This is a genomic window from Singulisphaera photorubra (assembly GCF_045290345.1).
In the GTDB taxonomy this organism is placed as follows: Bacteria; Planctomycetota; Planctomycetia; order Isosphaerales; family Isosphaeraceae; genus Singulisphaera.
On the sequence record NZ_CP155447.1, the window covers coordinates 6,269,806 to 6,293,948 of the forward strand.

The 24,143-nt window shown below is 61.5% G+C and carries 13 protein-coding genes; 9 read left to right on the forward strand and 4 right to left on the reverse strand.

The genetic code is table 11. The annotated features are described in order from the left end of the window. Positions 1–349: 349 nt before the first annotated feature. On the reverse strand, positions 350–5,362 hold the full coding sequence (locus V5E97_RS23615; protein ID WP_406694003.1) for a PVC-type heme-binding CxxCH protein: 5,013 nt from the start codon (positions 5,360–5,362) through the stop codon (positions 350–352). Positions 5,363–5,773: 411 nt separating this feature from the next. Here V5E97_RS23615 and V5E97_RS23620 point away from each other — a divergent pair, with 411 nt between their 5' ends. The 7 genes from V5E97_RS23620 to V5E97_RS23650 all read left to right on the forward strand — a co-directional run bounded on the left by V5E97_RS23620 (position 5,774) and on the right by V5E97_RS23650 (position 15,254). Then, positions 5,774–7,105, forward strand: coding sequence for a Gfo/Idh/MocA family protein (locus tag V5E97_RS23620; protein WP_406694004.1), 1,332 nt, complete (start codon positions 5,774–5,776; stop codon positions 7,103–7,105). A 380-nt stretch (positions 7,106–7,485) separates the two neighbouring features. Beyond that, positions 7,486–8,178 (forward strand): 3-keto-disaccharide hydrolase, encoded by a 693-nt coding sequence (locus tag V5E97_RS23625; RefSeq protein ID WP_406694005.1) that lies wholly within the window; start codon positions 7,486–7,488, stop codon positions 8,176–8,178. Positions 8,179–8,248: 70 nt separating this feature from the next. After that, positions 8,249–9,145: a phosphotransferase gene (locus V5E97_RS23630; RefSeq protein WP_406694006.1), complete on the forward strand. Its 897-nt coding sequence runs from the start codon at positions 8,249–8,251 to the stop codon at positions 9,143–9,145. A 188-nt stretch (positions 9,146–9,333) separates the two neighbouring features. After that, the gene (locus V5E97_RS23635; protein WP_406694007.1) at positions 9,334–10,143 is read left to right on the forward strand and encodes a methyltransferase domain-containing protein; all 810 of its coding nucleotides are present in this window, start codon (positions 9,334–9,336) and stop codon (positions 10,141–10,143) included. Between the two features lie 358 nt (positions 10,144–10,501). Beyond that, positions 10,502–11,686, forward strand: coding sequence for a reverse transcriptase family protein (locus V5E97_RS23640; protein ID WP_406694008.1), 1,185 nt, complete (start codon positions 10,502–10,504; stop codon positions 11,684–11,686). A gap of 314 nt (positions 11,687–12,000) precedes the next feature. After that, a complete protein-coding gene (locus V5E97_RS23645; protein ID WP_406694009.1) occupies positions 12,001–13,257 on the forward strand; it encodes a hypothetical protein in 1,257 nt (418 codons plus the stop codon). 50 nt (positions 13,258–13,307) lie between these two features. After that, positions 13,308–15,254: a S9 family peptidase gene (locus V5E97_RS23650; protein WP_406694010.1), complete on the forward strand. Its 1,947-nt coding sequence runs from the start codon at positions 13,308–13,310 to the stop codon at positions 15,252–15,254. Positions 15,255–15,357: 103 nt separating this feature from the next. Here V5E97_RS23650 and V5E97_RS23655 read toward each other — a convergent pair whose 3' ends face one another. Beyond that, positions 15,358–16,698 (reverse strand): matrixin family metalloprotease, encoded by a 1,341-nt coding sequence (locus V5E97_RS23655; protein WP_406694011.1) that lies wholly within the window; start codon positions 16,696–16,698, stop codon positions 15,358–15,360. A gap of 569 nt (positions 16,699–17,267) precedes the next feature. Between V5E97_RS23655 and V5E97_RS23660 the strand changes: the two genes are divergently transcribed. Then, a complete protein-coding gene (locus tag V5E97_RS23660; protein WP_406694013.1) occupies positions 17,268–17,861 on the forward strand; it encodes an RNA polymerase sigma factor in 594 nt (197 codons plus the stop codon). A 1,308-nt stretch (positions 17,862–19,169) separates the two neighbouring features. Beyond that, positions 19,170–20,609 carry a hypothetical protein gene (locus V5E97_RS23665; protein WP_406694014.1) on the forward strand — a complete coding sequence of 480 codons (1,440 nt, stop codon included), beginning with the start codon at positions 19,170–19,172 and terminating at the stop codon, positions 20,607–20,609. Positions 20,610–20,839: 230 nt separating this feature from the next. On the opposite strand, the gene V5E97_RS23670 is transcribed toward V5E97_RS23665, so the two are convergent. Both V5E97_RS23670 and V5E97_RS23675 read right to left on the reverse strand, forming a co-directional pair. After that, a complete protein-coding gene (locus V5E97_RS23670) occupies positions 20,840–21,964 on the reverse strand; it encodes a hypothetical protein (RefSeq protein WP_406694015.1) in 1,125 nt (374 codons plus the stop codon). Between the two features lie 204 nt (positions 21,965–22,168). Then, positions 22,169–24,103: a hybrid sensor histidine kinase/response regulator gene (locus tag V5E97_RS23675; RefSeq protein WP_406694017.1), complete on the reverse strand. Its 1,935-nt coding sequence runs from the start codon at positions 24,101–24,103 to the stop codon at positions 22,169–22,171. Positions 24,104–24,143 lie beyond the last annotated feature (40 nt).

Below are 24,143 nucleotides of genomic sequence, written 5' to 3' on the forward strand. Positions count from 1 at the left end.
GATCGGCGAGTGGTGACGCGAAAAATATCAGCGACCCGCCAAAGAGCAAGGAATCACCCTCGTTCCCACGGTCCCCCTGGGAATGCCGTCCCCGACGCTCCGCGTCGTCTGGCGTTCGAAAGCCGAGGACGCTGAGCGTCCCAGACTTCATTCCCACGAGGAACCGTGGGAACGAGTAGCGGGAGGCTTCCTAGCGCTGCATCGAATCATCGCAAATTTTACATCTCAGCCTCGGCAAGCACGAGACTTGCGATGATTTCATCACATGCGGTACAAAAAGAGACGGAGCGATTGCAATAGCGCTCCGTCCCTATTGGATTGAGTCCCTTTTGGATTGAGTCCGAAGGTATCAGTGCCCTCCCGCACTGTGGTCATGCCCCCCTGACTGATAGAGTTCGCTCTTGGGGTTCGCTCGCGAGGCGATGTAGGCGACGAGGTCGAGGATTTCCTCACGCGTCAGTTTGTCGAGCAAGCCCTTGGGCATGATCGAGATCGGCGACTTGGCTCGCTCGGCGATCTCCGAAGGCTTCAGCACGACGGGCGCCGTCTTGGCCAGCGGGTTCTCGATCAACTTCAATTGGTTCGGGGTCTCCTCGAGGATCAGGCCGGTGAGGACCTTGCCCGACTCGGTGGCCAGGGTATAGGCCTGGAACTTTTCGTTGATCTTGGCCGATGGCTCGAGGATTTCGCGAAGAATGTCGGCGGGCGTGAGCTTGGAGTCGAGCTTCGTCAGGTCGGGGCCGAACTCCTGGCCGGCTCCGTCGACCTTGTGGCAGGCGATACAGGTGGCCACCTGGAAGATCTGCTTCCCGTTGCTGAAGGAGCGGCCGGAGGCCAGCGGCGCCACGGCTGAGACCAGGTCTTCGAACTTCCACTCCTTGCGCGGTCGGTTGGATTTGAGCAAGTCATCCTTGATCGGCAACGGATTCTTGGCGAGGTAGGACTCGGGATCGGCCAGATACTCGTCAAGGTCGGCGACGACGTAGAGCGAGCCGTACATGCGTCTCCAGTGCCCCGGATAGGTGCAGACATAAGGATAAACACCAGGCTGGCTCGGCGCGGTGAACGCGAGCGTCTGCGACTCCCGGGGTTGGAGCAGACGGCTCGCCAGGATCACTCCCTTCGAGGAAGGAACATAGTTTCTCGCAAGGGCCCCAGGATCGGTCGCCGTGGATTCCCCGAGCAATCCGACTTCCTCGAGGGTTCCGGGCTCGATCACGACGACGTTGTGCGGCATCAGGTCGTTGTTCTCGAAGCGAATCTCGACCGGCTTGCCGGCGTTGACCGCGAGGCGTTCCTTGTCGAAAAGCATCTGCTCGGGCAACGTCCCCAGCCGGATGATGCGCACGCCAAGCTCGCCGAGTTCCTTGCGGATCCGCTTCGCTTGCTCGAGGGGGAGCTTCGAGGCCAGGGCGTCGGCCAGTTGGAGAGCGTCGAGCGCCGCCGGGTTGGTGCGATCGGCGGCCGGAATCGTGCGGACGTGGGCGATGAGGCGATCCAGGAGCGGTCGGGCTTCGGCCTCGGGCCAGTCGGCGGCCGGGATCCGTTGAAGGGCCTGGATCGCGGCTGGGCGATCGATCCCTTCGCTGACGAATCGGGCCAAGCTCTTGAAGGTTTGCGCCTCCTGGCCGCGAACGTAGGTGAGGGCATTCATCGCCGCGCGGCGGATGATATCCTCGGGGCCTCCCCCACTCAGCTTGTAAGTCAGCCTGGCGGTGGTGGCCGGTTGCTTGCTTTTCTCGAGCACGACGTTCCTGAGGCCGTCGAGGATGGTGAGGTTGAAGTTATCGAGCCGCTTCCCAAGATTACCATCGGTCCGGTTGTAGATGATGATCGAGTCGAGGGGTTGCTCGGCCCCGAGGTCAACCTCCCACCACGGATTCGGCGTGTTCTCCTCGGAATGGGTCTGACCGTTGGAGCTGAAGTCGCCGACCCGGTTGCCGTCGATGGCCCGCTTCGCCTCGCCACGGTTGGAGGTATTCTTCTGAGACGCTTTCCCCGCGGGGGCCAGGTTGCGGCCGTCGCTCATCACTTCGACCTCGGCCAGGGTCAGGGTTCTTTGCCGCCCTGGCAGCTCGATCCGCACATAACGGCCGTAAGTCCCTTTGGCCTGGGATGCGGATGAGGCGAGCGACTTGGGCAGGCCGTTCAAGAGCGGTTCGACCTTGGGATAGAGGCTCGCCCGCAAGCCCGGGTCGCGAATCAAGGGCATCGCCCCCAGCAAGTCCCGGAGCGCGGGCACCGATTTCTCGCCCAGCGCCCAGGCTTTCTCGACGTTCACGTCGGCAGCGATCAGGGCCACGAAGCCGAGCTGGCGAGTGACCGGCAAGACCGACTGAATCGCCATCGCTTCGAGGTCGCCACGGACACCAGCCAGTTCGGTGACGCTCCGGCCGGTGAGCAGGCGGGCGAGATCGAAGACGACGCTCTCGTCCCGGTCCCCCTTCTGGCCGTCCTGGCTCCGGATGGCGTCGATCAGGACTCGAAGCTCTGGCTTGTTCTCGCGTTTGGCAAGGCCGGTCAACGCCTCGCGGCGGACCTCGTCACGAATCCCCTTACGGAAGAGCAGCTCGAGTTCAACCCCACGGTCCCGCTTCATCTTGAGCAACTCATCCGTACCGATGTTCTTGAGGATGAACCGGGCGCCGGCGGCGGTGGTGAAGGCGATCGGCTGTCCCTTGGCGATGGCGTTCTTCCAGTACGGGTCGAGCGCCTTCCTCGTCTCGCCACTCGTGTACTCGAGGAACTCGTCGAGCGGATGCTCGGCCGCGATGAGCGGGATTTCGATCGCCTCGGGCACCTTGAAGAAGCTGGCCGCGCGGATCGCCTCGAGACGGACGCGGGGGTAAGTGTCGGCCGCCTGCGTCTTGAGGAGCTCGAGCGCCTCGGGCACCCGGTCACGCCAGTAGCAGAGGACTCGGGTCGCCGCCGCTCGGGCGCGGAAGTCGGGGGAACGGAGCACTCGCTTGAGCAGGTCGATATTCACCGTGTTGTGGTACTGATGAACCCAGAGGGCTTCGAGGACGTGGTGCTCATAGTCTGGGTCGGTCTTATCGAGGCTGGCCACCCACTTGCTGATCGGAGCCAGAACTTCCTCGGTCGGCCGCGCCCCCAGTTCGGTTTTGACCCGGTAGCGGACACGGTCCTCGGGCTCCTTGAGCAGGTCGAGCAGTGTCTCGACGGGCTCACCCGCGATCTTGGGTGACTTCAGAAGCGGGCGGCCCTCGGCGGTGATCCGATAAACGCGGCCGTGCAGGCGGTCCCGGCTCGGGTCGCGCAAGTTGTGCTGCATGTGGCCGATGATCGGGTTCTGCCAGTCGAGAAAGTAGATCGCACCATCAGGGCCGATCTCGACATCCGAAGGGCGGAAGTTCAGGTCCGACGAGGAGAGGATCGGCTCGAGCTCCGTACCGGAGAGGCTGGCGTCGTTATCTTCGATCTTGTACTGAAGGATGCCCTGAAACCCGATGACGTTGGGCACGAGCAGGTTCCCCTGCATCGACTCGGGAAAGTGCCGGCTCGAGAGCGTTTCGAGGCCCGGGCAAGGCCGGGTGCGCTGCTTGTAGACCGAGGGGGCACGGCCATGCTTTTCGGGAAAGTCGAGGTGGCCGGAGAAGAGAGTGCCGTGATAAGGCACGGCCCCGGTGCCGTCGGTCACGATGTCCTGACCCCAGCGGTCGAAGACATGGCCGTGCGGGTTGGCGAACGAGTAGCTGACGTAGACATCGAATTTCTGGGTACGCGGCTCGTAGCGAAAGACCCCGGCATTAATACAACGCTCAGAGGGAGCGTACGGCGTTTCGACCTGGGTATGGTGGAACGTCCCCTCCTGGAAATAGAGCGCACCGCCCGGGTCGAGCAAGAAGCTATTGGACGTGTGGTGGGTATCGGCCGAGTCGAGCCCGCTGAGGACGCGTTGTCGGACGTCGGCCTTGTCGTCGCCGTCAGTATCCTTGAGGAAGACGAGGTCGGGCGCCTGCGCGACATAGACACCGCCGTTGGCGAACTCGAATCCGGTCGGGCAGTGCAAATGGTCGGCGAACGTTTTCACCGAGTCGGCCTTGCCGTCTCCGTCGGTGTCTTCAAAAATCAAGAGTTTGTCATTCATCTCCTCCTTGGGCTTCCAGTGAGGATAGGTCGGCCAGACCGCGACCCAGAGTCTGCCTTTGGGGTCGAATGACATCTGCACCGGCTTGGCCAGCAGCGGGAACTCTTTCTCGGAGGCGAACAGGTTGACCTTCAGCCCTTTGGCGACGGTCATCGTCCGGATCTCTTCTTCGCCATCCAGGAAGATATGCTCGCCGTTGGGCCCCTTCCCCGGCTTGTTCGTGATGACGGGGATGAAGGGAGGAGTGTTGATGTCGTCAACTTTCAGATCGCCCCCCTTGGCGACCGCCCAGATCCGCTGGTCACGGTTGCCGGTCATCACGTCGAGGACTTTCATCTCGCGCTGGGCGACCACGCGGTTGGTCTGGCCGTCGGTGAACTTCAGGTCAGCTCGACCGCCGTAGATCGAGTAGCCGTCGACCGTCCGGTAGCGGTTGAACCAGTGAAAGGCCTTGTCCACGACCGCGTTGCGCAGCCGCTCCAGCTCGGCCGGGTCGCGTTTCGGCGCGGGGCCGTCGGGAAAGAGGGCCTCGTCGATCACACGGGCAAGCTCTCGGTTGCCCTCTTCATTGAGGTGGACGCCATTGATCGTCAACGCCTTTTCACTTTTTTTATAAATTTCACTTGTCGGTGTGAATAGATCGACGAACAACACGCCATGAGCTCGGGCGACTTCGCGCATGGCGGCGGTGTACAGCTTCAGCCGTGCATTGTTCTCGGCGCCGTCGGGAAGGTTGGGTTGGTGCAGGTTCTCGTGCGCGATGGGCGAGAAAAGGACGAGCCGGGGCGCCTCTTTCCCATTGTATTTTTGAGCAAGTGAATGCTTGATGAAGTTCGTGAGTTCTTCCTTGTACGCATCGAGCCCCGCTTGTCCCGCGAACGACTCGTTGTAGCCGAAGAAGGCGAAGATGACGTCGGCCTTGGTGAAGGTCAGCCAGTGGTCGGGCGTGCCGAAGTCCTTCGAGCGAATTCTGCGTGAGAGGTCGATCTCATCTCCCGAGAAGCCCAGGTTGCGGACGACCAAGTCGCGGTCCGGAAATCGACTGTAGAGATAAGTCTCGAGCCAGCCGTCGTGCTGCATCCGGTCCGCGAGCGTGTTCCCGATCAGGCTGATATGGTCCCCGGGCCGGACCTCGAGCGACCCGGCCGCCTGAGCGAATGGGCCCTGGAGCAGTGTGATCCCGGTGAGGAGCACGGCAAACCGTTTGAGGGAGAGTCGCGAGCGAGAGGTTGGAGAGTCGAGGAGTCGGTCCATGGCGATCGGCCTCGGGGTTCGTTATCGTGCGATCCAAACCCATTGTGGATCGATTAACGAGTCGGATAGGGGCATCGAACGCCTGCGAGCCGTTCAACCCTTGGTGGATTACACTCGACGACGCTCCTACCGGCAAGGACCTGACCGAGCGACCAGATGACCACTTGTCGCCGCTTGCCCCCATGGAGCCGCGGGAAATGATTCAAGGCTAACGGAAATTCGAAGGCGTGTATGGAATCGACCCTCTCATCGCGACCCCAAGGGTTCGCTATAATGTCGGCCGCCCACGCCTGACGATCACCGACACTTTTGAGTTTCGCGACGTGCCCGCGATTCTCGCTCTCCACCGCTCCCCATCCCGAAACCCGGGCGGGCCACCGGTCCGCCTCATCACTTTTGGAGACCAGGTCGATGAGCCGACCGACGAGACGCGACTTCCTGCGAGCCTCGGCCGCCGCGACGTCCGGTGGAATCCTGCTCCACTTTGCTGATTCCGGGTCGCGCACCATGGCCGACGAGACCAAGTCGCCGAATGAGCGACCGCGGGTCGGTTGCATCGGTCTCGGCGGCATGGGGCGAGGTGACGCCAAGGCCGTGAAGCGCTACGGCGACATCCTGGCCGTCTGCGACGTCGACCGCGAACATGCCGAGTCCGCCAAGAACGAGAAGAGTATCGGCAATGGCAAGGCCGACATTTATGAGGACTACCGTAAGCTGCTCGACCGCAACGATATCGATATCGTTACCATCAGCACGCCCGACCACTGGCACACCCGAATTGCCATCGCTGCCCTCCGCGCCGGTAAGGATGTTTACTGCCAGAAGCCGCTGACCCTGACGATCGACGAAGGCAAACAGCTCCGCAAGGTCGTCGAGGAGACGAAGCGAATCGTCCAGGTCGGCACCCAGCAGCGGAGCGAAAACAAGAATATGTTCTTGACCGCGGTCGCCATGGTCCGCGACGGGCGGATCGGCAAAGTCAAACGCGTGACCTGCGCCATCGGCGGCACGCCCGACGAGGGTAAGACCTTTCGGAAGACTCAACCGCCCGCGTCGCTCAACTGGGACATGTGGCTGGGCCAAACGCCCAAGGTCGACTACATCGCCGAGCGTTGCCACAACAATTTCCGCTGGTGGTACGAGTACTCGGGCGGCAAGATCACCGACTGGGGAGCTCACCACGTCGACATCGCCCAGTGGGCCATCGGCATGGAACAATCCGGCCCCAAGACGGTCGAAGTTCTCTCCGCCGAGCACCCGGTCCCCTTCCAGAACGGAATGCCGACCGTCGATGACCGTTACAATGCGGCCACCGCGTTCCGGGTCCGCTGCCTCTTTCCCAACGAGGTGGAGCTCCTGATCCGCCACGACACGGAGAACGGTATCGAGTTCGAGGGAGAGAACGGAACCTTCTTCGTCAGTCGCAGCAAGCTGGTCGGGGAACCCGTCGACGAGCTGGCCAAGAACCCGATCCCCGAGTCGGCCTTGATCGCGCTCCGCAAAGGCAGGCGAATCGACACCCACATGGGGAACTTCATCGAGTGCGTGCGCGACCGAGCCACACCGGTCTCCGACGTCGCTTCCCATCACCGAATGCTCACCACCTGCCACCTCGCCAACATCGCGCTCCGGCTCGGGCGAACCCTCACCTGGGACCCGGACAGCGAACAAATCGTCGGCGACCCCGACGCCAACAAGTGGCAAAGCCGCGAGCAGCGTCAAGGGTACGAGATCCAAGCCTGAACGCCTCTTCGCCAGGACTGCGGGGCGCCCGTCCGCTCGTGTTCGATTCCGATCGAATTGCGGGCGGGGCGCCCACGGTCCCCGCCATGGCGACTTTGGCAGAGGCCGGAGTCGGGCCGAGAACGCCGGCGATCCCAAACTTCCTGTCCTCGCTACCTTCGCGAGATTCCCTTTCACGAACCAGTACGATATGATCCGATTCTTCGAGTGCCCCGCGCCCCGAATCACGAGCGCGTGGGTCCGACGGCTCTCCTCGTCTCGATCCGAGCATACCTTTCACGGCAAAAGAGGCATGCCTGGAGCCCCCTTCGTGGCCGAAGAGGGATGTCTGCGCGTCATCCGTTGAGGAATTGAATCCGGCCGAACGGGAGATCGAAATCATGTCCTGCGTTCGTTGGGTGGTGACGGCGTCGTTGTTCGCCTGGCTCGGGGTTCCCGCGGTTGCCGAAGACTTTCGGGACCTGTTCAACGGCAAGGATCTGGATGGGTGGGTGGCCGAGGGGGTCAAGGACTTCGTGAAGGATGGCGAAACCAGACCGGTCTGGAGCGTGAAGGACGGCGAGATCCTCTGCACCGGGCAGGGATTCGGTTTTCTTCGGTACGACCGCGAGCAGTTCGCCGACTTCGTCTTCGAGGTTGAGTTCCGCATGGCTCCCAAGTGCAACAGTGGCCTGGGCATCCGCACGCGGGTCTTCGATCCCAAGAGTTCCAGGGCCACTCGCCCCTCGATCTATAGCTATGAGATCCAGTTGACCGACGATGCGGGCCAGCCGGCATCGACGCACAGCAGTGGATCGCTTTATCGGTACGTCGCTCCCAAGGAAAGCGCCATGAAGCCGGCCTTGGAGTGGAACAGGATCATCGTGGAATGCGTCGGCTCCGAGATCAAGGTCACGCTCAACGACAAGGCGATTATCGACGTCGATCAAAACACCATCGAAGCGCTCAAGAAAAAGCCGCTCAAGGGGTACGTCTGCCTCCAGAACCATGGCGGAACCATCGAGTTCCGCAACATTCGGATTCGTGAGATCAAGGGGACGAACAACCGGAGCAAGCTCTCGACCTTTCAATGACTCACCCTGAAGGTGTCTGATTTCGCTGACATGCTCACCCGATCACAACATTTCGGCTCGATACCACTCCATGAATACCGATCGAATCCACACTCAGCGCATTCAGACCCTCTCCTACTGGACGCGACCGGTCACGATCGAGCCTCTACCGGGTGGCATCACCAATCACAACTACCTGGTCAGCGACGCCGGGCATCTCTACGTGGCGCGACTCTGCGTCGACAAGGCGTTGCTCGGGATCGACCGCCGCAACGAAGTCGTTTGCCACAAGGCGGCACATGGCTGCGGGATCGCCCCCGAGCTCGTCCACCAGGAAGACGGGGTCCTCGTCACTCAGCACGTCTCGGGCCGGACTCTCGCGCCCGAGGATGTGCGTGACCTCGCCTTCATCCCTCAACTGGCCGCCGTCTTGCGAACGCTGCACGAATCGTGGGATGAGCTCACCGGGGAGATCCTCTACTTCTCCCCCTTTCAGACTGCGCGCACGTACGCGAAAACGGCCGTTTCGCTGAACGCGCGGTTGCCGGGCGACATCGACGAACTGCTCGAAGACGCCGGCCACCTTTCCCGACAACTCGGCCTGTTCGTGCCGGTTCTCTGCCATAACGACCTGCTGGCCAGCAACATCATCATCGATGACCACGACGATCGGATCTGGCTGGTCGACTGGGAATACGCCGGAATCGGCCATCCGCTGTTTGACCTGGCGGGCATCTGCGCCAACAACGCCTTTTCGGAAGCTCAGGAACTCACGTTGCTGGAGGCTTACCGCGACACAATCAACGAGTGCGACCTCCGCGACCTCCGCATCCTCAAAACCATGTCCTCCCTGCGTGAGGCGCTCTGGGCCGTGATCCAGACGGTGGCGTCCGACATTGATTTCGACTACGTCCGCTATGCCAACGAGAATTTCGAGGCATACCGGGAGGCAAGGAGACAGCTCAGGAGCCCCGTCACGGCCCCTTGAGTCAACGAGGGGGACGGTTCATCCGGAAAACAAGGGCTTGGAGAAACCGGCATCTCCTAACTACAATCTTTCTTTCGCGCCCCCGGACGGGGGCCTCCCCGTTCTTAAAGAGGATTGGCCGGCAGGGGTCGGCAAACAGGACGATCCCGTCCCTGCCAGAACGGTTATCCTCGAATCGAAGGCACGCCATGACGCCCCAGCAGACCTCGGATTCCTCGTCCCAGATCTACGACAACAACGGCCAGTACACCCGTAAAGGGATCTTGCGATACGAAAGGATCTTCGGCGAAGGCTACATCAGCACCGGAGGTCACGAGACCACCCTCTACCTCTGCTCCAAGCTCGAAGGCCGACTGCTCCCCGGAGCGCGGGTGCTCGACGTGGGCTGCGGCATCGGTGGCGCCATGTTCTACCTGGCCAAGGATTACGGCTCGAAGGTCACGGGCATTGACCTCGCGCCCATGATGATCACCATCGCCCAGGAACGGGCCGCCGAACTCAAAGACGGCACCAACGCCACGTTCCTCCTCGGCGACATCATGGAGATCCCGGCCAACGAGACGTTCGACATCATCTGGAGCCGCGACGCTCTGATGCACATCGCCGACAAAAAGGGCCTCTTCTCCCGACTCTACGACCTGCTCGAGCCGGGCGGCAAGCTCGTCATCACCGACTACGCCAAGGGCCTCGGCGCAGGCTCGCCCGAATTCCAGGCCTACGTCGCCTCGACCGGCTACGACCTGCACGACCCGGCAAGCTACGGCAAGCTCCTCGAAGCGGCCGGGTTCGTCGATGTGGTCGTCGAAGACGCGACCGACAAGTTCCTCGACATCATGAAGCGCGAGTCCGACCGGCTGGCCGCCAATCCCGAGTCGTTCGTCAAGGAGTTCAGCGAGCAAGACCTGAACTACCTCCGCGATCGCTGGGCCATGAAGGACGGCTTCTGCAAGGCGGGCGACATGAAGTGGGGCATCTTCCAGGCCTCCAAGAGCCGCTAAGCGAAGCCCCACGCACCGGTCGAAGAACAACAAAGGTCCGGTCGGGCCTGAATCATCGTCGCAACTTCCGATCGGCGGATTGGCCAGGGTCGCCACCATGACTCCGGCGAATCCGCCTCGATCGTTTTGCCGTCCCGCAATTTCCGCCTCCTCACACCCCCTCGCCACATCTTGACAGAAGTACATCAAGCCGATAGGTTCTGACTCGGCGGCGGCGCCCCAAGCGGGTGAAACCACGGTCTTCGGATCGTTGATCTCACCTCTCCGGGGTTACCCCGGGGGAGCAGATTCCACGGCAATCGCAGCGCGTGACGGACGTTACGCTCCGCGTAATTAACGTCACGCCCGACGAGACTGGTTGGGGCGACCACCGCTGTTATCCACCCAGAACACCGAATTCATCGTCCGGGGACTGGCCGAGGCGTTCGCCGAAGGGGTCTGGGACCTCGACGGCCTTGTCGCTCGAGGTGAACAGACGCTTGGCCGGCGGCCGCGATGGCTCCGCCCTCTGGCTCGCCGGCTGCTGGCCGCCTTCCCTCCGGGGCCGCGCCCCCGAGCGGCGCGAATCGCCCGGTTTATCCACACGGATCGCGGCTTCGCACGAGTCCGCGAACGGTCCGAGCTCACGATGGAGTGGAGCCGCCGGCCTCCTCCCGTCATGAGCCCCGGACCGGGGGCGCCGGGGTCCTGGCCGGTCCCGGCCATTGTGACCCCGGAAGACCTGGCCGCGCGAGTTGGCCTGACTCGCTCCGAACTCGACTGGTTTGCCGATTCGCAAGGTCGCGAAGGCCGCGAAGCGTCGGAAAAGGTCCGGCACTACCAATATCGCTGGCAAGCGAAGCGATCGGGCTCGGCCCGCTTGATCGAGGCTCCGAAACCCCGCCTGAAATCCCTCCAGCGCTGGCTGCTCGACGAAATTCTCGCGGTGATCCCCCCACATGACGCCGCTCACGGCTTCCACATCGGCCGATCGGTAAGGACCTATATCGAGCCCCACATCGGCCGAACCATCGTCCTGAAAATGGACCTCCGCGACTTCTTCCCTTCGATCTCAGCCGCCTGGATCACCTCCCTTTTCTTGACGGCCGGGTATCCTGAACCGGTGGCTCGCCTCCTCTCGGGCCTCTGCACCAACTGCGTCCCCCCCGACGTCTGGGCCGATCCAAGGTGCCCGATCCAGGGCCCCGAGCATTGGAGGCTGAGGCGGCTCCACCGCCAACCGCACCTGCCCCAGGCGCCCCGACCTCCCCCGCACTGGCGAACCTCTGCGCCTTCCGGTTCGACTGCCGTTTGCAGGCGCTTGCCGGCTCGGTCGAAGCCCGATACACCCGATACGCCGACGACCTGGCCTTCTCGGGGGGCCACCGGTTCGCGCGAACGGTCGATCGGTTCCAGATCCAGGTCGGCGCGATTGCCCTGGAAGAAGGCTTCGCGGTCCAGCCCCGGAAGACGCGAGCGATGCGTCAAGCCGTCCGCCAGCGCGTGGCCGGCGTCGTCCTCAACGTGCGGCCGAACCTCCCCAGGCCAGAGTATGACCGGTTGAAAGCCACATTGAACAACTGCCTCAAACTCGGTCCAGAGTCCCAGAACCGGGATCACCACGTCGACTTCAAAGCGCACCTGCACGGACGAATTGCCTATCTGACGACGCTCAACCCCGAACGCGGGCAACGGCTCCACGCATTGTTCGACCAAATTGCGTGGTGAATGGTCGCACGGGTATTCTACAGAGCCGCACAGAGTCCACAGGTGGATATCATTCTCGTTTTGATCTCCAACCGGATCAACTCGTCCTCAAACGCTCTCCAGAGGTGGGGTACCCATCCCCCCCTATTATTCTCGATTCGGAGACCGCCAATGATGCGCATCGCTCTTGCCTTCGGCCTGCTCTCCACGCTCGCCGTGACCCAGGCCACGGCCGCCGACGAACGTCCCGTCGCCGAGAAGTACTTGATCTCGGGCGACCTCGCGGGGGGCGAGACCGCCCTCGACGCAATTCTCAAGGCCCGTCCCGCGGACGCCCAGGCCCGGTTCGGCCTCGGCACGGTCCAGTTTGTCCGCGCAGTCGAACACTTGATCCAGGCGTTTTATCAGCACGGGTTGCAACCCGACCTCTCCGGCAACATGATCCCGTTCGCGCGGTTACCGGTCCCGGCCAACCCAAATCCGAAGCCGATCGCGTATGAAGACCTGCGCAAGATCATCGAAGACTTCGTCGGCGACCTCGCCAAGGCCGAGGCGACGCTCGGACAAGTCCAGGACGACGCGGTGAAGCTCCCCATCCGCTTCGGCCTCATCCGTCTGGATTTCGACGGCAACGGCCAGGCGAGCGAGGACGAGACGCTCTGGAAGATCTACGCCCGCCTCAACGGCCAAGCCGGCCAGGGCAAGCCCGGCGACGAGGCCGAGGCATTCCCGATCAGCTTCGACCGCGGCGACGTGGCCTGGCTACGAGGCTACTGCCACCTCTTGATGAGCCTCTCCGAGGTTTACCTGGCACATGACGCGAAGCTCCTCTTCGAACATACGGCTCACCTGTTCTTCGCCAAGCCCAAGTCGCCGTTCCCGTTCCTGAAAAACGATCCTCAAGGGCTCAACCCGATGGGTAACAACGGCCCCAAGGTCGGGTTGATCGGCGACCTCCTGGCGTTCGTCCACCTGCTCCATTTCCCGGTGAAAGAGCCCGCGAGAATGGAGGCAGCGCTCAAACACCTGGAGACGATGATCACCCTCAGCCGAGAGTCGTGGAGGGCGTATCTCGCCGAGACCGATGACGACCATGAATGGATCCCGAACCCGAAGCAGAACACCGTCATGCCCAACGGGAAGGTCACCGGCGAAATGCTCAAAGGTTGGCTCGGATTCCTCGACGAGGCCGAGGCGATCCTTGCCGGCAAAAAGTTGGTTCCGTTCTGGCGCGAGGCCAACCACAAAGGGGTGAACCTGCACCGAGTCTTCACCGAGCCGCGGGAGCTCGACCTGATCTTCTGGGTTCAGGGAACAGCCGCCGCGCCCTACCTCGAGGATGGACCGGTCACCCAGCCGGAGTTCTGGAGCCGCCTCCTGCGTGTCTTCCGAGGCGAATTCTTCGGGTTCGCAATCTGGTTCAACTGAGGCTGAGACTGAGACGTCCGCCCACTTCAGACCGATGGATTGAGGTTCAAATGCGCTTTCCCATGCTCATTCCCTGCCTCGTCTCGATCGCGTTCTCCGCGACGGTTGGTTTCAGCCAAGCCGTGCCCGATTCAATCATTGCCGAGGGCGTGCCCGCGGTTCCCAGGACGCTTGCCGAGTCGTTGTCTCGTTATCAGAACAGCCGCGCGGCGGTTTTCCAGGGCTGGTACGCTGATCGTCGCGAGGTCCTGATCACGACCCGATTCGCCGACACCAACCAGGTCCACCTCGTCACCTCCCCTGGGGGTGCGCGAACCCAGCAAACCTTTCTCTCGGACCGTGTCCTGGGCGCGATTTCTCGCCCGGGGCACGAGCAGTTCCTGTTCGAAGCCGACCAAGGGGGGGAGGAGAACTACCAGTTCTTCCTCAACGACCCCAAGGATGGATCCATTACGAGGCTCAGCGATGGCCGCTCGAGGCACGTCTCGGCGCGCTGGTCAAACTCCGGGCGGCAGCTCGCCTGGAGCGGCAACGCGCGCAATGGCAAAGACATGGATCTCTATATCATCGACCCCGCAAGTCCTCAGTCCGCCCGCAAGCTCAAGGAGGTCAGCGGCGACTGGATGATCGCGGACTGGTCTCCCGACGATCAACGCGTCGCGGCCGTCGAATATCGCTCTATCAATGAGAGCTATGTCTACTTAGTAGATATCAAAACCGGGCAAACCGAGGCGATCACCCCGAAGAGCTCGAGCGAAGCGCCGGTGGTCTCGCATGCCGACGTGCGCTGGTCGAAGGACGGAAAGGCGATCTACTGGACGTCAGATCGCGATGCCGAATTCCGCCGATTGACTCGGTACGATCTGGCCACCCGGACGAGCACCACGTTGACCGCCGGGATCCCCTGGAACGTAGACGGGTTCGACCTTTCGGACGACGGCGCGACGATCGTGCTGTCCGCCAATGAGAATGGGATCTCCCGGATCCACATCCTCGACGTCGCGAGCGGCGGTGAGTTGCCTGCCCCGGCGCTACCGGCCGGCCAGGTCGAGGGAATTCAGTTTCGTCGGCAATCACGCGAGTTCGCGTTCAGCTTGACCTCAGCGCGGGCGACGCCCGACGTCTATTCGTACGATCTGGACGGCGGGATCCTGTCGCGCTGGACTCAGAGCGAGACGGGCGGCCTCAACCCCAGTAAGTTCGCCGCGCCCGAGCTCATCCACTACCCCAGTTTTGATGGCCTGTCGATCCCTGCCTTTGTCTACCGGGCTTCGTCGCCCCGGTTCACCGGTCCGCGTCCGGTCCTGATCGACATCCACGGCGGTCCCGAGGGGCAGTTTCGCCCCGGATACCTCGGCCGGGCCAACTACCTGATCGACGAGTTGGGAATCACGCTCGTCTTCCCCAACGTGCGTGGATCGGCGGGATACGGCAAGTCGTACCTGAAGCTCGACAACGGTCCGAAGCGTGAGGATTCCGTCAAGGACATCGGCGCCTTGCTCGACTGGATCGCCAAGCAGCCCGATCTGGATGCGTCGCGTGTGGGGGTGATCGGGGTCTCCTACGGCGGCTTCATGGCGCTGGCGAGCCTGACCCACTACAGTGATCGCCTGAAAGGAGGCATCGACATCGTCGGAATCTCGAACTTCATCTCGTTCCTCGAGAACACCCGCGGTTATCGCCGCGACCTCCGGCGGGCCGAGTACGGCGACGAACGCGACCCAGCGATGAGGGCCATCTTCGAGGCGATCTCCCCTCTGATGAATGCGGACAAGATCAAAGTCCCCCTGCTGGTTGCGCAAGGGCAAAATGACCCCCGCGTCCCGGCCTCGGAATCGGCGCAGATCGTCGCCAAGGTGCGTCAAGGGGGCCAGCCCGTGTGGTCGATCGTCGCCAAGGACGAGGGGCACGGCTTCGCCAAGAAGAAGAATCAGGACTATCTCCAGGAGGTTGAAGTCCTCTTCCTGAAGACCCACCTCCTGGGAGATCGCCCGTAGTACGGATAGGCCGGCAGCTCAGGTGAGACAAGACGTTGTGGGATCGGCCAGCGAACTTGACCGCTCCCACACCGTCCGTGTTACGGCAATGAGGTCGATGACCTCAAGCGTGGCGGAACCGCGCTGGCCGTGGAAATCGTGGAAATCGCGAAGGCCGTCGCGGGGTCGCCATCAAAGCGTCGGCATACGCCTTGCCGCGACCCTTGCCCAGATTGATCACAATGGTCTCATGACCGTGGTCGTCATTCGCCTGGTCAGGACCGTTGAGGTTTTGAAACCGCCGCACAGCCCGGCGCATCTCCCTCGGCGTCATTTCGGGCATCCAGCCGTTGACCCCTTGGTCGGGCTGTTGCGCCACCGTCGTGTTGTACGGGGCAATCGGGGCCTGCGTACTTGTGCCGAAGTTGACCAGCAGCCCAAAGGCGCCATTCGAACCGGCACCGCTCTGAGCGGCCTTACCTTGGATGTAATAGGTCTGGCCTGGGGTGACGCCAGTCACCGTGTAGGTCACGGTTGCCCCAAAAACGTCTGGGGCGCTCACGGTGCCAACCGTCGCATACGCGCTGTTGACCACAGTCAACCAAGGACTGAGCGAACTGAGGCTGGTCGACTGCATCGTCACCTTCATGGTCCCAGTCGTCGAACTGGGCACGGTGATCTTGTACCACTCAAAGTTGCTCGCCTGCGTCACATACCCTGCGCCATAGGACATCCGGCCTTGGGCGTCGGTCAGCGACGTCAAGTCGATGGCAGTGGACAAGGTGCTGTTCGCAGTTGGGTCGGCCGGGACCCCGCCGTAGAGGTACTGAATCCCCGCGACGTCGTCAGAGTGGAGACTCTGCTTCATCCAGGCATAGTAAGTGTACATGTTCGCCGCGGTGATCGCCGAGTGGCCCATCCCGAGCGAGTGGCCGATCTCGTGAATCGCAACCGACAAGAGGTCGTAATCGTTGTTGATCTTCCATGTCTGTGCGGTGTTGATCACGATGTCGCCGGCATCGGGACCGCCGTTGACCGGCGGCGGCAACAGAGAATACCCCAGGTAGGCCGGGTGCATCGCGGTGCCACCGATGCGGATGTCGCCGAAACGCGAGTCATTTTGCTGATTGCCCGTTCCGCCGACCGGATCGCCATTGTCGGTGACTTCGACGATGTTGAACCCGGCAACTTGCTGCCAGATCGCAGCCGCTTTCCGAAACTGATCCTGCCAGGTGGCCGTGGGGGCCACGGCGTTCATCGTCTGGAACAAGTTGCTGGACACACCACCAATGCTCGTACCATCGGGCATGAAGCTGTAGGTTATCCGAATGGGATAGTACCAATGTCCGCCGTTGATGGTGGCGAGGAGCTTCCTGTCTTCGAGACCTTCCACGGCCGGACGAAGAGATCGGGCCCGAATACGACGGACGGCGTCGCGGCATCGACCTGCGATGCGAATCATCATAAACTCCTTGGTGCATCGAACTTAAGGGTCCGAAGCCTCAGACTGAGGTCAGTCATACTCGGCCCGTACGGGCTGATCCTTGAGGCAATCACCGACTTCATTCCGCAGACTCAAAACAGGGCGATTCCGGCAGAGTAGGCTCGGCCGGCTCCAATCGTCACGAAACAACAAACGCTCCGATTGGATACCGCGGTCACCACCATTGTAGCATTCGATGTTTGGCCCACCTCGAATCGAACTCTTATAGTTTAGTTGGAGTCTTCCCCCGAAACCGGCACAAATTTTCGACCCTTTTGCTGGCTCAGAAGGAAAAGACCGAACGCATGTCAGGAAAAGCTCAGCCTTTGCTCACCACGCCCAAACTTTCCGCCGACTTGTACTTAGTAAACCTGATGAGGCGAGGCAATCCGTCATCAGGGTATCTGGCTCTCGGAGGGTCCTTGTAAGATGCGACGCGATCGGGTGATAGTGACGGATGTGGAACGCAGCAAAGATCTCAAAGAGTGAGCCCCCTAGCCCTGCGCACCGTCGAGTCGGTGCAACCTCTACAAGATCTGAGGGGCAAGGCGATGGACGTGACCAATGAAAACCTGGGCCTTTTGATCGACAAGGCAAAAGCAGGCGATCAAGATGCGATCCAGAGCCTACAACGCTTCGAAAACGACATCCGTCTGATGGTTCGAGTCCGGCTGCCTCGGCCGCTCCGGTCACAGTTTGACTCGATGGATTTCGTCCAGGACGTCTGGCAAAGTTTCTTTCGAATTTTCAATCACGATCCGGAGCGGTTCGCGCAGGTCCGCGACCTCCGCGGTTTTCTCGCAGGGGTGGCGCGCAACAAGGTCTACGAGGAATACCGACGACGCTCCCTCACCCAGAAGTATGACCTGGAGCGTGAGGAACCGCTCTACATTCGTCGGGGGAATCGCGATATTCCGCGGGAGCTCATCGCCTCAGACCCCACGCCCAGCCAGGATGCCCAAGCCAGAGAGCGGCTCGACCAACTTCTCGAAGGGCGAAGCCCCCGCGAAGCGGAGGTCATCGAGCTTCGCCGTCAGGGTCTGACGTTCGAGGAAATCGCCACGCAAACCGGGTTGCATGAACGCACCGTGCGTCGGGTGATTGAAACCATCCGTCGTCGCATGGACGCCCGCAAGGAACCGTGAACACGGATCGGAAATTTCCAGCAGAATAGCCTGGTGCACGGAGAGGCGGATCCGCCGTCCTGCTCAGGTCACTGAGTAGGCCCAATGACCGGTCGCGTCGCGAGCCGCTGGGGGGATGTGACGGCTCGGGCCGGGGTCGAGGCAGCATCGCCGTTGATCGAGCCCTCGATCAAGACGATTCGCGGGGGCTGTTCGCTTCACTGCCCTTGCGGTATCCAAGATTCTGCAAGACCTCGAGCACTTCGCTCCAGGTCGGGAACATTCGTCCACTCGACTGCTGATAATCCTGAATCGCCGTCCGGAATTCTTGCTCGGCGAGTGCGGACGACTCGGCCGAATCTGAGTGATGTGTTCTTGGCCGATCTCGGGCCGGCGACACTCGACCTGGAAGTTCGGAGGAGTGAACCCCCGGATGGGTTTCGTGGAACGTGCCCACCTGCGTCGCCTTCTGCTCATCGGAAGGTAACGCCACGCGCTTACGGCGACTCGATTGTAGCCCGGACATCATCGATCCCCTCAACTCTGCAACCTTGCGGCGCCCGTTCTCACGGCCCATCCCCAATCAATCGGGCTCTTCCCTGAGAGACCCAATGAATGACCCGCTGAATTGGAATTATGGGCAAGATAGGCAGAATGAGGCAACCGAAATTCTCACTTTTCGAGCGAGAATGTCGCAAGGTCTCAGGCGACCTGACGGGATGGAATCAGGTGCGTGGGAAAGAGAATCATTCAAGGTCGGTGGGACCGAGAACGGCGCCGACCCATCCGAGACCAGGAACATGGCTCACCTGGGAAGGCCTCGCGACCAAATCCAGCCGTTCCCATTCTTCCTCGGTCCAGATCCGAAGCTCGCAGAGGGTGTCACCCACGATGCAATAGATAGGCGTTATCGATGATTTAGCCGCTCGGTTCTGCTTACGCTGGGAGGGGGGATTATTAGGGATTATCACTGTGTTTAATCCTCCGGATGAGGCACGCCGTTGTGCCGTCAAAAGTCATTGTCGAGTGACGTTACGAAAGTGTGAGATCTTCAGCGATTACAGAGCCGGGGCGAGACCGTTGATCGGCCTATGCTTATTATCGCCATAAACCAATTTCTTATTAACAGAATTCGCCAGAGGACCCACGAAATTTATAAAGGTTTCGTTCCTTTGTCTAGGGAGCGCTCCCGACTCGCGCTACTCTCGATTCAAGAATCGGGTCGGGCGAGCAAGCTCTGGAACCGTGTCTGGGTATAATCGAGACTCCATACTCCGCATGATGTTTTCCTTCCGTCTTGGCAACAATAAACGAGTGGGAGACGGCCAGATGACGGCGTCGAGCAAGATCGCTGACTATCAATCGTATCGGGGTCTGCCGAGCCTGGCGGGCCTGGCGACCCTGGCCGAGGCGGCTCGCCCCGGGCTCGGGATCGAGGCGTGCGTGACCCGTCTCAAGCGGTTTCATTATGCGTTTCGGCGGCTCCACGAGATTTTCACCGCCTGGATCACCGCCGAGCCGATTTACGAGATCAAGACGGCGTTTTCCCTGCACGCGTACCTTTGCTCCGAGCATGTTCTGGCGCTCCGCACCCGCGTGGGCGAGATGCGTGAGCCTCCCTTGGGCCTGGAAGTCGTCCCTGATCCGGCCTTAGAACTGCTTTTTGACGAGATCCTTGCGGCCCCCACGACCGGCGAACGACTCGTGGGCCTCTACGAGAAGGCGCTGCCCGCGCTCGACGCGGCCCTGGCGCGGCACATGGCCGACACGAACCCGCTCACCGATGCCCCCTCGGTACGGGTCTGCCGGTTCGCCCGCCTCGAGTTGGCCGACATGATCGATTTCGGCACCAAGAGCGTCGCCTGCCTGGTCGACGACGAGGCACGCCGGGCCATGGAACCGTGGTCGAGCTTGCTGGAGGATTGCCTGGCTGTCACCGGAGCGATCGACGGTTCAGCGCAGCCGTTGGACAAAGCGATCGAACGGCTTCATTCGGCAACACCTTACATCTACGACCCGATTCCCCGGCGCGATGAGCGGTTTCTCGATCTCTATAACCAGGGAGTCAACCCCGAGGCGTTCCTCTACAACCCGGCGTTCGACCCGCGGTCGAAGTCGCTGATGATGCTCTTCAAACGGCTTCGTGAGATCGACGTGCCGGAGATGATGGCGAGTATCATCCACGAAACCAAGGGGAAGCCCTGGAATTACTACCGCGATATGAGCCGCCAACTCTGGGATGAAGCGCGGCACGCGATGATGGGCGAGGTGGGCTTCGCCTCGCTCGGGATCGACTGGAGGGCGGCCCGGATTACTCACAACTGGTCGCTGCGTCTGAATACCGAATGCACGCCGATTGAGCGGCACGCGGTTCTCTACTTCATCGAACAAGGGCTCATGGCGAAGACCGGCAAGCGCTACGAGTGGGAAGTGGGAGTCCAGTCGGGTGACCCGCTGATGGCCACGATCCAGGACTTCGACTGGGCGGACGAAGTCCTCCATGCGTCGCTGGGCCGAGAATGGTACATCCCCGAATTCGGCGACCGAAAGCAGGCGATTGACTTCGGCGATCAGTGCTGGTCGAAGGTCCTGAGCAACTGGACCACGGTCTACGAGCAGGGACTGACCCGGCACGAAAACTGGTGGCCCGAGATTTACCAACAGGCGTGCGCGACGTGGGGCATTGCCGCCGATCCCCAGGTGCTTGCCTATTGCGAGACCTACGAGTCCCAGCGGGCCGACCTCAAGGCGGTCTCGGGCAGTGGATGACCGGCCCACCGCCTCAATCCGATTCCGTTCCAGACGAGCGGTGAGCGTGAATTCCCTGGCCTTCCCACGAAATGGGAAGGCCGGGGAACTCACGCTCACCTTCGAAATCGGATTCAGGAAGCCGATCTTCCCAACGCACGAACCAAGTCCGCCCGTCGAGAGAATCTCCCTGTGAATCCACCCGATCCGTGGGCGAACTCACAAGGGGGACGCTTCCGTCATGGCTCTGCTCACTGGGGCTGAGGGGCAGGCGGCACCGGCGTGGCGCTCGGCTTGCGGTCGAGAACGTCCAGGGGCATCTCCGCGAAGAAGTCGGAGGGACGGGAGTCACCGTTCGTTTCCGACTTGGCCTCGGTGCCCACCAGGGACGCCGCGGCTTCATCGCGGGCCTTCGCCAGCATCGGGAAGAGCGTGGTGTTGACCTCTTGCTGGCGTGGGCTATTCGCGACTCCAAACCGAAGGTTATTCGCGCTCATGAACGTCAAGAGCTCGGCGAGCGTGACTTCGGGGCGTTTCTCGACACCGGCCAAGAGGACGTTGATCGCCGGTGTTTTCAGCATTCGGGTCAGACCGAATAGAGCCTTGAGGTATCGCTCAGCCTCGGTGCGCTGGCGGGTTCCCCTCGCGATTGTCGCTTCGACCTTGGTCCGTACCCCGCGGATTGCGTCTTGCACCTTCTCGAGCGTCGCAGGGTCGAACTCGCCCTTCTCCTCGTTCTGCTTGCGAAGTTCCGCGGCCAGTGCCTTGAGATTTTCGCGATCGGCTGCGAACGGCTCAGTCTTCAAGGCCTCGGGGAGTCCCCCCTTGGTCAACTGATCGACGCTGACCGTGATCGCACCCGCCGCATACTGGAACGGGATATCCCGAATCAGGGTGCCGGGCACCTTGACCCCCGTCGACTTCAGGCCTCGGTAGTAGACTCGCGGGTTCAACACCTCGTCCAGCGCCACGTTCAACGCATCGCCGCGCACGATGTCGCGCGGCTCGGGGTTGTCTCTCAGCCGGCGGGCCACCTCTTCGCGGGCCTGGTTAATGCCCTGCCGCTGCCTGGCAAGCCGTTCGTGGTAACGGCGATTGGCCTCTTGCTGCCCCTCCCAGACGTACTGGTTCCAGCGCATCGCCGTGTCGGCATTGATCGATCGGGCCACGGCCGTCTGCTGGTTGTAGACGCCGGCCCCCTCCGCGAACGCGCCAAGGCCACGGGCCACATCCCCCTGGACGGTTCCCACGCCACCGCCCCAGCCACCCCAGCCCCAACCACCGTAGCCTCCGGGATAGTTGAACTGCGCGTGCGCCGAAGTACCCGACACGGCAACCACAGCCAACATGGCGATCAGACGACGGACCCAGAGCATCGAATTCTCTCCCTTCATGTGCGGCATGAACCAATTCGAGTCCGGCCTGGGGGCGAGCAACGTGAACGCAGCCTCAAGTGAGACTTAATTCACTTATCGTCGAAAGCTGATATCTTCGACAAGTCGCCCGTCACCCGGTCATGCTTGCAATCCTAACCCCACGAACGGGCAATGACAACGGTCGAATGGTCAGCCTCAATCCGATTAACGATTCTGCGGACTGGGGCTGGACTCGATCGCTGACTCGGGGAGTTCCAGGAGTGCCAGAAGGGCGTCGAAATCGATAGGCTTGATGAAATGATGATCGAATCCGGCTTCGAATGATCGGCGGCGATCTTCTGCCTGACCGTAGCCGGTAACCGCGATCAGAAGAGCGTCCCTGAGCCGCTGATCGCGGCGGATTCGGGACGCCACCTCAAAACCATCCATCCCCGGCAAACCAATATCCAGAAGAACCACTTCGGGCTGATGTGCCTGAGCGGCCTCAAGAGCAGCCTGACCATCATAGGCGATACGAACATCATAACCGACGATCGTGAGAAGGTTTTCCATCCCTCGCGCGGAATCGACATTGTCGTCGACGACCAGGACCCGAGGCGCGGTTCGACCGGGCGGGGGGTCGGGACACACCGCGTTTTCCACCTCGGGGATCGTCGCGTCAACTCGCGGCAACAGAAGACGAAATTCACTTCCCTGTCCCATACCGCTGCTGGAGGCGATCAACGTACCTCCGTGCATTTCGGCAAGCGTACGGGCCAAGGTCAGACCGATGCCGAGTCCCCCTTGTGAGCGATCGATGGTTTGTTCCACCTGGAAGAATGGTTCAAAGACATGCGGGAGCATCTCGGCCGCAATCCCAACTCCGTCATCTCGGATCGTGATGGCCAGTTCGCTCTCTGCGGGTTCGACGATCAGGGCGATGTGCCCGCCCTCTTGCGTGTACTTGGCCGCATTCGTGAGCAAATTTACAAGGATCTGTTCCAGACGCGTCGCGTCCGCCTCAACGGTCGCGAGCTCCGTCGAGTTCGAAACGGTCAGCTTGTGTCTCCGGGATTCAATCATCGGCCGAGCGGCCTCAATGGCGCTCTGGATGATGGGGGTCAAGTCGTGTCGCTTGCACTGAAGTTGAAACTTACCCCGAGTCATCCGCGAAACATCCAGAAGGTCGTCAATCAGCCGAGCCAGGTGTCTAACCTGCTGCCCGATCACGTCCTTGGCCCACTCAAGATGCTCGGGCCTGCCCGATCGCCTGGCCAACTGAATCGCGTTATTGATTGCTGACAGAGGATTTCGTAACTCGTGGGCCAGCATTGCCAGGAAATCATCCTTGCGCCGGTCGGCCTCCCTGAGCGCTTCCTCGGCTCGCTTCCGCTCGGTCATATCATGCATGACTTTCACGAATCCGCGGAGCGATCCTGATTCATCGAGCAGCGGTCGCACGGTACCTCGGCCCCAAAATCGTTCCCCTCCCTTGCGGACATGCCACCGCTCATCCTCAGATCGACCTTGAGTGGTCGCCCGGCTGAGTTCCCGTTCCGGCGTTCCATTCCGCGTATCTTCGGGGGTAAAAATCATCGCGCCTGGCCGGCCGAGAATTTCCAACTCCTGATAGCCCAGGACACGCTCAGCCCCCTTGTTCCAACTTGAAACGAGTCCATCGAGGTTCAAGGTAATAATGGCATAGTCTTCAACGCTCTCAAGGATGAGTCGATGGCGTTCCTCACTCTCGCGAAGCGCGATCTCGGCGCGTCGACGCTCCGATCGCTCCTGGGTCTCGGCAATCGCACGCGTGACCGCAAGAACAAGCCGGTCTAGCCGTTGTTTGAGTACGTAATCAGTCGCGCCTTGCTTGAGCGACTCAATTGCAATTTCTTCGCCCAAACCACCCGAGACGAAGATAAAGGGGATCTGCGACCAACGCTCACGAACAATCTCCAGCGCGGCGAGTCCGTCGAATGAGGGGAGCGAGTAGTCGGCAAGAATCAAGTCATAGGAGTCGGTCTCCAACTCGGCGACAAACTCGTCGCGCGTCTCCACTCGCTGCATGACAAACTCAAGCCCGCCCTTTATCAAGCGAGCTCGAGCCAGTTCATCGTCGAGCGGACTATCTTCGAGCAGAAGAATTCGTATGAGTGCCATGTCTTGCTCAACTGAGGCAAGGGAAATCGAGCTCGGGACG

Coding starts and splice junctions, on each gene's coding strand:
- V5E97_RS23615 (WP_406694003.1), bottom strand. CDS start 5,362: ATGGACCGACTCCTCGACTCTCCAACCTCTCGCTCGCGACTCTCCCTC.
- V5E97_RS23620 (WP_406694004.1), top strand. CDS start 5,774: ATGAGCCGACCGACGAGACGCGACTTCCTGCGAGCCTCGGCCGCCGCG.
- V5E97_RS23625 (WP_406694005.1), top strand. CDS start 7,486: ATGTCCTGCGTTCGTTGGGTGGTGACGGCGTCGTTGTTCGCCTGGCTC.
- V5E97_RS23630 (WP_406694006.1), top strand. CDS start 8,249: ATGAATACCGATCGAATCCACACTCAGCGCATTCAGACCCTCTCCTAC.
- V5E97_RS23635 (WP_406694007.1), top strand. CDS start 9,334: ATGACGCCCCAGCAGACCTCGGATTCCTCGTCCCAGATCTACGACAAC.
- V5E97_RS23645 (WP_406694009.1), top strand. CDS start 12,001: ATGATGCGCATCGCTCTTGCCTTCGGCCTGCTCTCCACGCTCGCCGTG.
- V5E97_RS23650 (WP_406694010.1), top strand. CDS start 13,308: ATGCGCTTTCCCATGCTCATTCCCTGCCTCGTCTCGATCGCGTTCTCC.
- V5E97_RS23655 (WP_406694011.1), bottom strand. CDS start 16,698: ATGATGATTCGCATCGCAGGTCGATGCCGCGACGCCGTCCGTCGTATT.
- V5E97_RS23660 (WP_406694013.1), top strand. CDS start 17,268: ATGGACGTGACCAATGAAAACCTGGGCCTTTTGATCGACAAGGCAAAA.
- V5E97_RS23665 (WP_406694014.1), top strand. CDS start 19,170: ATGACGGCGTCGAGCAAGATCGCTGACTATCAATCGTATCGGGGTCTG.
- V5E97_RS23670 (WP_406694015.1), bottom strand. CDS start 21,964: ATGCTCTGGGTCCGTCGTCTGATCGCCATGTTGGCTGTGGTTGCCGTG.
- V5E97_RS23675 (WP_406694017.1), bottom strand. CDS start 24,103: ATGGCACTCATACGAATTCTTCTGCTCGAAGATAGTCCGCTCGACGAT.